8 protein-coding genes are annotated in these 14229 nt (G+C 70.3%); 4 read left to right on the top strand and 4 right to left on the bottom strand.

Annotation, left to right across the window (positions count from 1 at the left end):
- Positions 1-14 precede the first annotated feature (14 nt).
- On the bottom strand, positions 15-2780 hold the full coding sequence (locus ON31_RS25320; RefSeq protein WP_051037733.1) for a helix-turn-helix transcriptional regulator: 2766 nt from the start codon (positions 2778-2780) through the stop codon (positions 15-17).
- 122 nt (positions 2781-2902) lie between these two features.
- Here ON31_RS25320 and ON31_RS25315 point away from each other — a divergent pair, with 122 nt between their 5' ends.
- Positions 2903-5791: a helix-turn-helix transcriptional regulator gene (locus ON31_RS25315; protein ID WP_051037732.1), complete on the top strand. Its 2889-nt coding sequence runs from the start codon at positions 2903-2905 to the stop codon at positions 5789-5791.
- 84 nt (positions 5792-5875) lie between these two features.
- On the opposite strand, the gene pgi is transcribed toward ON31_RS25315, so the two are convergent.
- Complete coding sequence (gene pgi / locus ON31_RS25310; RefSeq protein ID WP_039817263.1) at positions 5876-7513, bottom strand: glucose-6-phosphate isomerase; 1638 nt, start codon at positions 7511-7513, stop codon at positions 5876-5878.
- 136 nt (positions 7514-7649) lie between these two features.
- Here pgi and ON31_RS25305 point away from each other — a divergent pair, with 136 nt between their 5' ends.
- Positions 7650-9101, top strand: coding sequence for an NAD-dependent succinate-semialdehyde dehydrogenase (locus tag ON31_RS25305; RefSeq protein ID WP_039817262.1), 1452 nt, complete (start codon positions 7650-7652; stop codon positions 9099-9101).
- A gap of 219 nt (positions 9102-9320) precedes the next feature.
- Here ON31_RS25305 and ON31_RS25300 read toward each other — a convergent pair whose 3' ends face one another.
- Entirely contained in the window at positions 9321-9626 is a 306-nt protein-coding gene (locus ON31_RS25300; protein WP_029931136.1) for a chorismate mutase, read from the bottom strand.
- Positions 9627-9940: 314 nt separating this feature from the next.
- Positions 9941-11176: a PucR family transcriptional regulator gene (locus tag ON31_RS25295; protein WP_039817293.1), complete on the bottom strand. Its 1236-nt coding sequence runs from the start codon at positions 11174-11176 to the stop codon at positions 9941-9943.
- Positions 11177-11358: 182 nt separating this feature from the next.
- Here ON31_RS25295 and ON31_RS25290 point away from each other — a divergent pair, with 182 nt between their 5' ends.
- Both ON31_RS25290 and ON31_RS25285 read left to right on the top strand, forming a co-directional pair.
- Positions 11359-12255, top strand: coding sequence for a bile acid:sodium symporter family protein (locus ON31_RS25290; protein WP_039817261.1), 897 nt, complete (start codon positions 11359-11361; stop codon positions 12253-12255).
- 99 nt (positions 12256-12354) lie between these two features.
- Positions 12355-14229: UvrD-helicase domain-containing protein (locus ON31_RS25285; RefSeq protein WP_373283023.1), on the top strand; the 1875-nt coding region annotated here is incomplete at its 3' end.

Raw genomic sequence — 14229 nt, 5'->3', positions numbered from 1 at the left:
CGCCCGGCGACGGCTCACCAGGGTTCGTCGGCCAGCAGTCGCGCCAGCTCGACGCGACTGCGCACCCCGAGCTTCGGGAAGGCCCGATAGAGGTGGTGCCCAACGGTTTTGGGGCTGAGAAACAGGCGTGCGCCGATCTCGTTGTTGGTCGCGCCGAGAGCTGCCAGGCGAACCACCTGGAGTTCCTGCGGAGTGAGCAGTCCCACGCGATGATCATTCGGCGCGGGCGCTGCGGTATCGGTGGACTCGGCCCCGCCTGCCGCCCGCGACTCGGCCCGTGCCCGCTCCGCCCAGGGCCGCGCGCCCAGCCGTTCGAAGTCCGCCAGCGCCGTCGACAGCCGGGTGCGTGCCTCCCGCACCCGGCGCTCCCGCCGCAGCCATTCGCCGTACAGCAGTGCGGTGCGCGCGTGGTCGAACCTGCGCTCTGCCTTGGCGTGCAGGCGCAGCGCTTCCTCGTACCGGTCGGCGTTGCCGTCCACCAGCGCGCCGCAGCGCAGCGCCAGGCCCCGCACCCACGGATTCTTGGTCGCGGCGGCGAATTCGACGAGTGCCGCGAGCGGTTCGGCGGCCCGCTCCGGCTGTCGCTGGCGCACGGCCGCCTCCACCCGGTCCGCGAGCAGGTGCGGCCACTGGGCCAGCGGCCGGTGCGGGCTGCTGGCCAGCGCCTCACCCCGCGCTACCGCCGCCTCGTATCGGCCCTGTGCCAGATCCAGGTGCAGCAGTGCCCATTCGGTGTGCGCGGCGTCGATGGTGTTCACCGCGCGGCGCGGGTGCCGCGGCTGCCGGCCGGCCAGCTCCCGGCAGCGATCGGTGTCGCCGCGCACCGCGGCCAGGACGGCCAGGATGGACCGGGCCTGGCGCGCCCGGCTCGGCGTGCCCGTGCAGTCGGCCAACCGGGCCGCCTCCAGGCAGGTGGCCTCGGCATCACGAAAACGACCGAGCAGCAGCTGGATCGTGCCCAGCGCGCCATGCACCGCGGGCAGCCGCCCGGCCATGCCGAGCGTGCTGTACTCGGCGGCCAGATCGGTCAGCAGTGCGTGCGCCTGCTCGATATCGGAGGCGAGGGTGGCCAGCAGGGCCAGCGTGAACCGGGCGGTGGGATCCGGTGCCGAGCGCCCGGTTCTCGTCGCGGCGCGAATGAGCGCGACACCGGCGGACTGGGCGCCGGTCGCCAGCTGGATCGGACCGTCCACGGCGGCCAGCAGCGGTGCGGCGGAGGTGCCGAGGGCCAGGTCGGCCAGGTGCTCTCGGGCGCGGAGCAGGCCCGGCAGATCACCGGCCACCCAGGCGGCGCGCGCGGCGTCGAGCAGCAGCAGACCGGCCCGATAGGGCTGCGCGACAGCGGATTCCGCCGCGGCCGCGCGGAACAGATCGTAGGCCGTGCCGAGCGAATCGGATTCGACGGCGATCTGTGCGCGCAGTTCGTGCAGGTGGGTCCGACGCGGCGCATCCAGCACCGCGGGGTCCAGCCGGTCGGCGACCACGAGCGCATGCTCGGGCCGTCCCGCCTCCACCAGTGCCGCCATGGCACGAATCAGGCGGCGGGCACCGTGCACCGGATCGGGCGTGAGTCGCGCCGCGCGTTCGAAGGCGGTGGCGGCGGCGCCGTGGGCGCTGCGGTCGGCGGCCCGCAGCGCCGCGGCTTCCACTGCGGCGGCGACGGTTTCGTCCGGTGCGGCGGTCGCGGCGGCCAGATGCCAGGCCCTGCGGTCCGGATCGTCGGCCAGTGCCTCGGCCAGCGCCGCGTGCACGGTCTGGCGACTGGTGAACGGAGCCAACCGGTAGGCGGCGGAGCGCTTGAGCGGATGCCGGAAGGTCACGCGGGTACCGGAGACGACGACCATGCCGGAGTGCTCGGCTGCCACCAGTGCGTCATCGCTCAGCCCGAGCCGGCGCAGGGCGCGTCGCACCACGGTGACGCACCCGGTCTCGTCGGCCGCCACCACCAGGAGTGCCAGCCGCGTCGAGTCATGCTGAGCCGCAATATGTTCGCAGTAACCCGCATAGAGCCGTTCGGGCAGCGGCAGGGGCTCCACCGGCAGTGCGTCGAGATCCATGCGCGGCAATTCCAGGATGGCCAGCGGGATTCCGGCCGCCTCGGCGAGCACCCGGTCGCGCAGTTCGGGGGCGAGCTGCGGAAACCGCTCATCCAACAGGGTTCGGGAATGCGCGGTGTCGAGCGGGCCCAATCGCAGTACCGGCAGCGCGGTGCGGTACTCCGGTCGCGCCGCGAAGATCAGCGCCACCGCTTCGGCATCGAGCCGATTCGCGGCGAAGTGCAGGGCGTCCACCGAGGGGCAGTCCAGCCACCGCGCATCGTCGATCAGGCACAGCAGCGGCTGCTCGGCGGCGATCTCGGCCAGCAGTTCCAGGGTGGCCAGGCCGACCGCGATGCGGTCGTTCGAGGGATTCGCCGCGGCGGCGCTCAGGCCGAAGGCCCGGCGCAGGATGCCGCGATGTGGTTCGGCGAGGGCATCGAGCCGGTGCAGGAACGGATGGAGGAGCAATTGCAGCCCGGCGAACGGCAATTCGGACTCGCTCTCGACTCCGGTGCAGCGCAGTACCAGCACCGAGTCGGGGGCCGCCGCTGCCGCGTACTCGAGCAGCGCCGATTTGCCCGTGCCCGGATCGCCGAGCACGGCGAGTCCGCCACCGCGACCCGCGGCGGCCGCCGCGGTGAGGGCCGCGATGCGGTGCATTTCCGCGGTGCGGCCGACCAGGGACGGCGCCGGGGGACGCGGCGAGTCGGGAGTCGGTGGGTCGAGTGTTCGCGCGGTCATAGTCGGTCATTCTCTTTGGACCGACCGACCGTTTCGGTATGTGCGGCCGACCTGCGCGCACGGTGCGAAATCAGAACGTTCACCATTTGCTGATTCCCGGTCCGGGACATAGGTTGTCGCATGTGCTGTTCGGTCGTGTCAAAGAAATACAGCACATCCACAACCTGCTCGACGACGCACGGGCGGGCCACGGTCGTGTGCTGACCGTGATCGCCGACCCGGGCCTGGGCAAAACCGCGCTGTTGGACGCGGCCGAGGACGCCGCCGCGGGCTGGCGGGTGCTGCGCTGCACCGGTATCGAGAACGGCTCCGACCTGCCCTTCGCGGGCCTGCGCCGGTTGCTGGGGGCTGTGGGGGAGAATGCCGACAACGCTCTGGACGCACTACCGGCACCGCAGCGCCTCGCCCTGGATACCGCACTCGGCCATCGGGTCTGCGACACTGCCGACCGCTTCTGCGTCGGCTTGGCCGTGCTCTCGCTGCTGGCCGAACTCGCCGCGCCCGCTCCGGTACTGTGCCTGATCGACGACGCCCACCTGCTGGACCGCCCCAGCCTGGACGCCCTGCTGTTCGCCGCCCGCCGCCTCGATGCCGAACACCTGGCCCTGCTCTTCGCCGGAGATACCGAACTCCGCGCCGACGGATTGCCCGAACTCCGGCTCGCACCGCTGGACCACGAGTCCGCCGCCGCTCTCCTCACACACCGCTTCCCGGATCTCACCCCGGACGCGCGCGACCGGGTGGTGCGGGCCGCTGCCGGGAACCCATTGGCGGCCTCGGAATTTCCCGCCATGGCCGCCGACGGGTCGGTACGGGGGGACGGGTTGCCGCAGGGGGATGCGGCGAGCGGAGGGCTGTCGCGTGCGGATCGGATGGGCGGAGGTTCATCGCACACTGCTGCCGAGGTAGGTGATGCGGAGGAGCTGACGCGGCGGTTGTGCGCGGGCTACGCGGATCGCATCGCCGGATACCCCGCGGCCGTGCGCACCGCGCTGCTGGTCGTCGCCGCGGAGGAGACCGGCGATCTCGAGCTGATCGAGCGGGTCCTGGGTCGCCTCGGCTGCACCGGGGACACGCTCACCGCCGCGGCGGACACCGGCCTGCTGCACCGATCCGGGCAGACCGTGGCCTTCCGGCATCCGCTCCAGCGCACGGCCGCATACCGGGCGGCGGATACGGCCCACCGGACGGCGGTGCACCTCGCCCTCGCCGCCGAACTCGGTCACGATCCGGTACGCCACGCCTGGCAGCTGGCCCACGCTCGCACCACACCGGACGAAACCGTCGCCGCCGCACTGGAGGCCGCCGCCGAATACGCTTGCGCGCACACCGCGCACGCCAGCGCCGTCAGCGCCCTCGAAGCGGCCGCCCGGCTCACGCCCGATCTCGTCGTACGGGGCCGCAGGCTCACCCGCGCCGTGGAGACCGCACTCGCGGCCGGATGCGCCGACCAGGCCCTGCGGCTCGCCGACACGGCCGAACAGCTCTGCCTGGCACCGGGGGAGCGGGCGCGGATACTCGGTGTCCGGGCGACGATCGAATTCGAGGTCGGGTCACCGCACCGGGCCTATCAGATCATGCTCGACGCCGCCGAACACGTCGCCGACCTCGACCCGCAACGGGCCGCGTGGCTGCTCATCGACGCGGGCCGGATCGCGTGGACCGCAGGCGATCTCGCGGATTTCCGGACGGCGTACCACCGGCTGGCGGAGCTGGCCCTCGGCCCCATGCGGGAGCCGCTGCTGTCCGCGCTGCGAGGACCGATGGTCATGCAGACCGGCGACCCGGTCGGCGGGATCGCGCTGATCCGGGCGAACGTGGCCTTCGGGCGGACGGTGCCGCTGGAGATGATCTCGCTGCGGCACGCGTTCGCGGCGCAATCGGCGCTCATCGGGGATATGGAGGTCGCGCGGGAACAGCTCACCGAACTGGCCGGGCTGGTGTGTGAGCGCGGCATGATCACCTGGTGCCCGTCGGTGGGCTGCGTCCTGGCCAATGCGGAACTCATCCTGGGCCGATTCCGGGAGGCGGAAATCATTGCCGCCCACAGCCTCCGGGTCGCCGCCGACACCGGGCAGCCGGGGCGGGTGGCGACGGCGGAGGCGCTGCTCGCCATGATCGCGGCCGTGCGTGGCGACGAGGCGCGGTGCCGGGAGCTGGCGGGGCGCACGCTGCGGCACGAGCCCGGCGACTTCAACGCCATCGACGTCACCCACGGGCACTGGGCACTGGCGCTGCTGGATCTCGGCTACGGACGCTACCGGCAGGCGCTCGACCGGCTGCGGGAACTGTACGAGCAGCCGAAGCAGGCGCGCGGGCACTGGACCGACCTGCTCGCGGACCTGATCGAGGCGGCAGTGCGGGCACGGCGACCCGATCGGGCCAGCGCCGCCATGTCCGAGATCGACACCTGGGCGGCGGCCCTGGACAAGCCGTGGGCGGAGGGGATCGCCCTGCGGTGCCGGGGACTGCTGAGTGGTGACGGGGAGCTGTTCGGCAAGGCGCTCGGGCTGCACGCTGCGGCGCAGCGCTGGTACGACCATGCGCGCACCGGGCTGCTCTATGGGGAATGGCTGCGCAGGGAAGGCAGGGAGGCCCAGGCGCGGGCCGCGCTGGTGGAAGCACTGGAGACGTTCGAGCGGCTCGGGGCGGTGCCGTGGGCGGATCGAGCCCGCGCGGAGTTGCGTGGGCTGGTGGAACAGGGGGCCGAGACCGGCGCGCCGCGAGAGTCTCGGCCACCGGGGGAGCTCCGCGTCGTCGATGTACAGCGCGTCGCCGCGGACCGGCGCGCCGAGGAGCACCGTGTCGCCGAGGCACACCGCGTGCCGGGGGAGCCGCTGACCACATTCGAACTACAGGTGGTGCGCTTGGCCGCCGCCGGACTCACGGAACGGGATATCGCCGCCAAGGTGTTCCGCAGCGTGCGAACCGTTGGGCACCACCTGGACGCGGCCTGCCGGAAGCTCGGCGTGGACGACCGCGCGACACTGCGCACCGCCTGGTCGGAGTGAGCCGGACGGGTGGCGAGCCCCGGAGGCGCGCTGCCCGGAGCGTGTACGCGCGACGTCACGGCCGGTGCGGACCGGCGGGTGCCGTCAGCGGTTGGCGCGGTACCAGGCGATCAGGGCGTCGGTGGAGGAATCCGCGCCGGGCTCGGGGTCTTCCGACGCGGTGAGCAGCGGTTCGAGGGCCAGGGCCTGTTGTTTGCCGAGTTCCACACCCCACTGGTCGAAGCTGTCGATGCCCCAGATCGCGCCCTCGGTGAACACCTGGTGCTCGTAGAGGGCGATGAGCTGGCCCAGCACGGAGGGGGTCAGCATCGGGGCGAGAATGGTGGTGGTGGGGCGGTTGCCGGGCATCACCTTGTGCGGCACCAGGTTCGGGTCGGTGCCCTCGGCGGCGATCTCCGCGGCGGTCTTGCCGAAGGCCAGCACCTTGGTCTGGGCGAACAGATTCGACATCAGGATGTCGTGCATGCTGCCGGTGCCGTCCATGGTCGCCAGATCATCGGTGGGACGGGCGAATCCGATGAAATCGGCGGGCACCAACCGGGTGCCCTGATGCAGCAGCTGGTAGAACGCGTGCTGGCCGTTGGTGCCGGGCTCGCCCCAGAAGATCTCTCCGGTGGAGGTGGTCACCGGCGTGCCGTCCGCGCGCACGGACTTGCCGTTCGACTCCATGGTCAGCTGTTGCAGATACGCCGGAAAGCGGGCCAGGTCATTGGAATACGGCAGCACGGCCCGCGACTGCGCGCCGAAGAAGTTCGAGTACCAGACGCCGAGCAGGCCCAGCAGCACCGGTGCGTTCTGCCCCAGCGGCGCGGTGCGGAAGTGTTCGTCCACCCGGTGCATGCCGTCCAGGAACTCCGCGAAGCGCTCCTTGCCGATCACCGCCATGATCGACAGGCCGATGGCCGAATCCACCGAATAGCGGCCGCCCACCCAATCCCAGAAGCCGAACATGTTCGCGGTGTCGATGCCGAACTCCGCCACCCGCTGGGCGTGCGTGGACACCGCCACGAAATGCTTGGCCACCGCGTCGTCGCCGAGCGCGGCCGTCAGCCAGCGGCGGGCGGCGGTGGCGTTGGTGAGGGTCTCCAGCGTCGAGAAGGTCTTGGACGCCACGATGAACAGCGTGGTCGCCGGATTCAGGCCCGCGAGCGTGGACACCAGATCGGCGGGGTCGACATTGGAGACGAACCGGGCCGAGATTCCGGCATCCGCGTAATGCCGCAGCGCGCGGTACACCATGGCCGGACCCAGATCCGAGCCGCCGATGCCGATGTTCACCACCGTGTCGATGCGCTCACCGGTCGCGCCGCGCCACTGCCCCGAACGCAGCGCATCGGTGAATTCGCCCATGCGCCCGAGCACTTCGTGCACCTCGGCGGTGGCGTCGGCGCCGTCGATCTCGGCACGCCGCCCGGCCGGTGCGCGCAGTGCCCAGTGGCCGACCGCGCGGTCCTCGGAGGTATTGATGTGCCGCCCGGCGAACATGGCGTCGCGGTGGCGCTCCACGTCGGCGGTGTGCGCCAATTCGACCAGCAGGTCCACGGTTTCGCGGGTCACGCGGTGCTTGGAGTAGTCGATGTGCAGGTCCGCGACCCGCACGATCAGCTCACGCCCGCGCTCCGGATCGTCGGCGAAGAACTCACGAAGGTGACGGTCGGCCAGGGCCGCATGATGATCGTGCAGTTTCCGCCAGGCCGCCGTCGCGGTGATGTCGCTGCTCACGTCCGCCGACACTACAACCCTCCGCACCTACGCGCAGGTAACACCAGGTGAACGCCGAATCGCCGGACTCGAATCCGAAACCATGAACTCGGCGAAGCACGGCCGGGGCACCTCGACCCCGGCCTAGGCTGGGGACATGGTGTCCGAAAGCGAACTACTTCAATCCGTTCCCACCCAGCTCTGGATCGGCGGACCGGTGGACGCCACCGGTGGCGGCACCTTCCCGGTGCGTAATCCCGCCACCGGCGAGGTCCTCGTCGAGATCGCCGATGCCACGCCCGAAGACGGGGTCCGCGCGCTGGACGCCGCGGTGGCGGCGCAGGCCGACTGGGCCGCGACGCCCGCCCGGCAGCGCGGAGAGATCCTGCGGTCGGTGTTCGAGGCCATTACCGCGCGGGCCGAGGAGTTCGCGCTGCTCATGACCCTGGAGATGGGCAAGGCGCTGCCGGAGTCCCGCAACGAGGTCAAGTACGGGGCCGAGTTCTTCCGGTGGTTCAGCGAGGAGGCGGCGCGCGTGCACGGGCGCTACCAGACCGCTCCGTCCGGTACCGGCCGCATCATGGTGCACAAGCAGCCGGTCGGGCCGTGCCTGGCCATCACGCCGTGGAACTTCCCCCTCGCCATGGGGACCCGCAAGATCGGTCCCGCACTGGCGGCGGGCTGCACCATGATCGTGAAACCGGCGGGCGAGACCCCGCTCACCATGCTGCTGCTGGCCAAGCTGTGCGCCGAGGCCGGATTGCCCGAGGGGGTGCTGTCGGTCGTCACCACCAGCCGCTCCAGCGCCCTCACCGCGCCGCTGCTGGAGGATCCGCGCCTTCGCAAGCTCACCTTCACCGGCTCCACCTCGGTGGGCAAGAAGCTGGTGGAGTCCTCCGCGCACGGCCTGCTGCGCACCTCCATGGAATTGGGCGGGAACGCGCCCTTCGTGGTGTTCGACGATGCCGATATCGACGCCGCCGTGCAGGGCGCGCTGCTGGCCAAGCTGCGCAACGGCGGCGAGGCGTGCACCGCGGCCAACCGCTTCCACGTGCAGAACTCGGTGCGGCGCGAGTTCACCGAGAAACTGGTCGCCGCCATGGCCGAGGCCAAACTGGGTCCCGGCACCGACGACACGACCACCCTCGGCCCGCTCATCAACGAGGATCAGTTGACCACGGTCACCGAACTCGTCGACGACGCCGTCGCGGCCGGGGCGACCGTGGCCCTGGGCGGCAAGGCCCCCGGCGGTCCCGGCTGGTTCTACCCGGCCACCGTCCTGACCGATGTCCCCGCGCGCGCCCGCATCCTGAGCGAGGAGGTCTTCGGCCCCGTCGCCCCCATCGTCGGCTTCGACACCGAGGAGGAGGGCCTCGCCGCCGCCAACGACACCGAATACGGCTTGGTCGCCTACGTCTACACCCGCGACCTGGACCGCGCCCTCCGCATCGCCGAGGGCCTGCAGACCGGCATGGTCGGCGTCAACCGCGGCGTCATCTCCGACCCCGCCGCCCCCTTCGGCGGCGTCAAACAATCCGGCTTCGGCCGCGAGGGCGGCTTCGAAGGCATCGAGGAATACCTCGACACCAAGTACATCGCTCTCCCGTAGACAGCCGCGCACAGAAAAATCGACCGCCCCGGGGTGAATAGTCACCCGGGGCGGCCTGGGGAACGCGGAGCCCGTCGAACCCGGAGCTCGTCGAACGCCGCGAAGTCTTACCTACCGCTCACCAGCACCCAACTCCAGCCACCAGACCCCTAACCTCGACCCTCCCGATTCGCGCCGCGAATCCGCCCGGAGCGAAGCGGAGGGCAAATCAAACACAGCTCAGTGTCCGAGGCGGCCGCGGCCGAGGCGGAGCAGGAGCATGGCGAGGGTGTGGCCTTCCTGGCCGAGTTCGCTGAAGCGCTCGAGCACCTTCATCTCGCGCGAATGCACCAGCTTGGGGCCGCCGTTTGCCATGCGTGTGCGGCCGATGAGGCGGGATACTTCGGTGCGGCGTTTGACGGCCGCCAGGATCTCGGCGTCGAGTTTGTCGATCTCCTTGCGGAGCTTGTCGATCTCCGCCTCGGTGGGCAGCGCGGAGTCGGAGCCGGTCGCAGGCTTGTCTTGTCCCGTCGTCGAGATGCTCATACTTCTTCTCCTCGTGGTCAGAACGTCGATCGGCGGGCAGACCCGCAGCGTTACCGATCGGTTCTTCACCATGACTTGCAACGTGGAAAGCCGACCTGGTCGGTCTTACATTGTCCCCCGAATGGGCGCGCTCAGGTAACTGGTCTTCGTGGAGCGCTGGTCACCTGGCCAGTCTGCCACGGGCCAGGGGTCATGCAAAACGAATACGTTTGGAATCTCCTGAGAGTTTCCTCCGCACGCCGATCCTCCGGATGTTCGCTCCACTCGCAGTATTCGGACCCCTCGGTCTCCCGGATGACTGCGATCGGCGGCGGTCACGGCGACTCCCGCGGCGCGGCGGCCAACGCCGCCGCCATGCGCAGCAGATCCCGGGTCTTGGTGGTGTCCAGACCGGTCAGTTCGGTGATCTTGCGCAAGCGGTAGAGCACGGTATTCGAGTGCACGTGCAGCGCCGCCGCGGTCGCCGTGGTGCTCGAATCGTGGGCCAGGTAGGTCTCCAGCGTCAGCCGCAGGCTCGGATCACCGGCGAGCGGCGCGAGGGCGGCGGCATTGATCCGCGATACCCGGGTGGGGCGGGTGAGCTGGTATTCCACCGCCAGATCGGCGAAACGCACCACACCCGAGCGCCGGTGATAGCGCAGCGCCACCACCAGCAGCTCATCCACCTCCCGGGCGACCTCCGGAATGTCCTGCGGTACAGCCGAATCCACCGCGCACACGGTCTCGGCCCCGATATCTCGACCCAGCTCGGCCAGGTGTGCGGCGAACTCCTCGAACCGCGATTCCGGATCGACCTCCGGGGCCGGGACCAGCGCGCCGCCGCCCTGCTCGGTGACCATGTGCAGTGTCTCGCCGCGACCGAGCCGGTCCAGCGCGTACTCCAGCCGCCGCAGTTTGCGCCGGGAGGCCACCGTGGCGTCGATGCCCTCGACCCGCTCGTCGGGATGCGCGGCCACCCGCAGCGCCACCACCCAGTACCGCGGCGCGAGCGTGCGGCCCACCGACCGCGCCGCCTCGGCCACGTCCTCACCCGAGGTGAGCGCCCGGTAGAGACGGCGGCGGTCGTGGTCCTGCGGCGGAATCGGGGCCTGATCCGCGCCGTATCCGGCCAGTACCGCCCGGGTCGCCGATTGCAGGTGCCGTTGCAGCAGCACGCCCGCCCGCGCGAGCGCGTCGGCGTCGTCCGGCCCGGCCAATTCGGCGATGGTCCGCCACCACAGCTGCACCCCGAGGTGGTAGGCGCTGATCACATCGGTGAGCGGCACCCGCTCCTCGGCCCGCCGCCGGGCGGACTGCTCGATGGGCAGCAGTTCGTGCGGCTCCGGATCGCGGTTCTCGTGCAGCGTCGTGACGAAGAGTTCGAGATTGCGCCGCACGATCGCGGTGACGTCGCGGCGGATCACCTCGGTCGGCAGCGTGCGGTAGAACGCCACCTGCCCGCGGACGTGCTCGACGGTCGCGGTCACGATGGCGTGCGTGCGCTGCGCCAGCTGGTCGGCCAGCGGCCTGCCGTCGATGATCACGGGATCGGCTACCGGTTGCCTGTTCAAGCGCACCCCTCGGTCTCGTTGCCGTGTTCGCCCACTGTCCCACGGCGCGGTTGTCGCCGGGCACAATACGGGCGGGGTTCTTCGTCGGAGAACACAGTTCGCGGCGGGCGCGCATCCGTCAGTATTCGGCGTATCCCGGTGCCATCCGGTCGGCCGGGACATGCTGTTGTCAGGAGATACCCTTGGGATCCTCGATTTTCGCGGTATTCCTACCGCTCGCTCTCGCCCTGGTCATGTTCGGTCTCGGTCTCACCTTGACCGTCGACGACTTCGCCCGGGTGCTGCGCTATCCGAAGGCCGCCGCCATCGCCCTGGTCTGCCAGATCGTGGTGCTGCCCCTGCTGTGCCTGGGGATGGTGTACCTGTTCGGGCTCACCGGCGCGCTCGCGGTGGGCATGATGCTGCTGGCCGCCTCGCCCGGCGGCACCTCGGCGAATCTGTTCAGCCATGTGGCCGGCGGCGACGTGGCGTTGAACATCACCCTCACCGCCATCAATTCCGTGCTGGCGGTGTTCACCATGCCGGTGGTGGTGACGCTGTCGCTGGCGGCCTTCCTCGACGACGACAGCGGCATCGGGCTGCAACCGGACAAGTTCCTCCAGGTGATCGCCATCGTGCTGATCCCGGTCGCCATCGGCATGGTGGTGCGCCGCCGCTTCACCGCCTGGGCCGAGCGCATGCGCCGACCGGTCAAGATCACGTCGATCGTGGTGCTGGTGCTGGTCATCGTGGTCGCGGCGATCAGCGAGTTCGGCACCTTCACCGACAACATCGGCCGTCTCGGCGCGATCACCCTGCTGCTGTCGATCCTGAGCCTGCTCATCGGCTACTTCGTGCCACGCCTGTTCCGGGTGGACGCGCGCCAATCCATCGCCTCCGCAATGGAAATCGGCATCCACAACGCGACACTCGCCATCGCGGTGGCGGTCTCGGTGCTGGAGGACGAGACCATGGCGATCCCCGGGGCGATGTACGGGATCGTCATGTTCGGCCCGGCGGCGGTGGCGGCCTGGCTGCTCGCCCGCCGGAGCGCGCGGGCCGGGGCGGACGCGGGTTCGGAGGTCCGCGCCGCCACCTGAGCGGACGCGCACGCTACCGGCATTATTCGGACACCTGGGCCAGCGGGATGTCGTGGTGTCGGTGCCCGCCGGTAGCGTGGACAGACGATGAACGCGACGGTGGCTGAGGATGAACAGAAGACCGAGCGGTTGCTCGAGGGGTTGAACCCGCAACAGCGCGCCGCGGTGATGCACACCGGGTCGCCCCTGCTGATCGTGGCGGGTGCGGGCTCGGGCAAAACCGCGGTGCTCACCCGGCGTATCGCCTATCTGCTCGCCGCGCGGGACGTGCATCCCGGGCAGATCCTCGCCATCACCTTCACCAACAAGGCCGCCGCCGAGATGCGGGAACGGGTGGCCGGTCTGGTCGGGCCGCGCGCGGCCAGCATGTGGGTGTCGACCTTCCACTCCAGCTGCGTGCGCATCCTGCGCACCCAGGCCGGACTGGTGCCGGGACTCAACTCCAACTTCTCCATCTACGACGCCGACGACTCGCGCCGCCTGCTCGCCATGGTCGGGCGCGATTTCGATATCGACGCCAAGAAGTACACCCCGCGCCTGCTCGCCACCGCCATCTCGAACCTCAAGAACGAGCTCATCGACCCGGATCAGGCCGCCGCCGACGCCGAGACCGACGACACCGAGTTCCCGCGCGTGGTCGCCCGCGTCTACGCCGAGTACCAGCGGCGGCTGCGCGCGGCCAATGCCCTCGACTTCGACGACCTCATCGGCGAGACCGTGGCGCTGTTGCAGAAGCATCCCAATGTGGCCGAGTACTACCGGCGGCGGTTCCGGCACGTGCTCGTCGACGAATACCAGGACACCAACCACGCGCAGTACATCCTGGTGCGCGAGCTGGTGGGCCATCATCTCGCCGCCGACTCCGAGGTGCCGCCCAGCGAATTGTGCGTGGTGGGTGACGCCGATCAGTCCATCTACGCCTTCCGCGGTGCCACCATTCGCAATATCGAGGAGTTCGAGCGCGACTTCCCGGATGCGGAAACCATTCTGCTGGAACAGAATTACCGCTCCACCCAGCATATTCTGGCCGCCGCCAACGCGGTCATCGCCCGCAACGAGAACCGGCGCGAGAAGAAGCTGTGGACCGATCGGGGCGACGGCGACCTGATCGTCGGATACGTCGCCGACAACGAGCACGACGAGGCGTCCTTCGTGGCCCGCGAGATCGACCGGCTGGTGGATCAGGGCGATGCCAACTACGCCGATGTGGCGGTGTTCTACCGCACCAACAACAACTCCCGGGCGCTGGAAGAGATCTTCATCCGCATGGGGCTGCCCTACAAGGTGGTCGGCGGCGTCCGGTTCTACGAGCGCAAGGAGGTGCGTGACATCGTCGCGTACCTGCGGGTGCTGGAGAATCCGAACGACGCGGTGAGCCTGCGGCGCATTCTCAACACCCCGCGCCGCGGCATCGGCGATCGGGCCGAAGCCTGCGTGGCCGTCCACGCCGAACAGCGCGGCATCGGTTTCGCCCAGGCGCTGCGCGATGCGGCCGACGGCAAGGTGGCGCTGCTCAACACCCGCTCGCAGCGGGCCATCGCGGGTTTCCTGGACCTGCTCGAGCAGATCCGGGCGGCGGGCGCGCAGGAGGATCTGGACTTCCCGGATGTGGGCAGTGTGGTGGAGGCGGTGCTCGACCGCACCGGCTACCGCGCCGAACTGGAGGCGTCCGACGATCCGCAGGACGGGGCGCGGCTCGACAACCTCAACGAGTTGGTCAGCGTGGCACGGGAATTCAGTTCCGAGGCGCGCAACAACGTGGAGGCGGCGCGGGCCGAGGGCATCCTGCCCGAGGCCGCCGAGGGCGAACCCGAACCCGGGTCGCTGGCGGCCTTCCTGGAGCGGGTGTCGCTGGTGGCCGATACCGACCAGATTCCCGACGAGGGCACCGGGGTGGTCACCCTCATGACCCTGCACACCGCCAAGGGCCTGGAGTTCCCGGTGGTCTTCGTGACCGGCTGGGAGGACGGGCAG

The sequence above is a fragment of the Nocardia otitidiscaviarum NBRC 14405 genome, assembly GCF_000308635.1.
Classification (GTDB): Bacteria; Actinomycetota; Actinomycetes; order Mycobacteriales; family Mycobacteriaceae; genus Nocardia; species Nocardia otitidiscaviarum.
Note: the sequence above shows the minus strand (reverse complement) of the source record. Positions and strands in the feature narration are given on the sequence as shown.

Excerpts from the sequence above, each read along its gene's own strand:
- ON31_RS25320 (WP_051037733.1), bottom strand. The coding sequence starts at position 2,780 with ATGACCGCGCGAACACTCGACCCACCGACTCCCGACTCGCCGCGTCCC.
- ON31_RS25305 (WP_039817262.1), top strand. The coding sequence starts at position 7,650 with ATGGTGTCCGAAAGCGAACTACTTCAATCCGTTCCCACCCAGCTCTGG.
- ON31_RS25300 (WP_029931136.1), bottom strand. The coding sequence starts at position 9,626 with ATGAGCATCTCGACGACGGGACAAGACAAGCCTGCGACCGGCTCCGAC.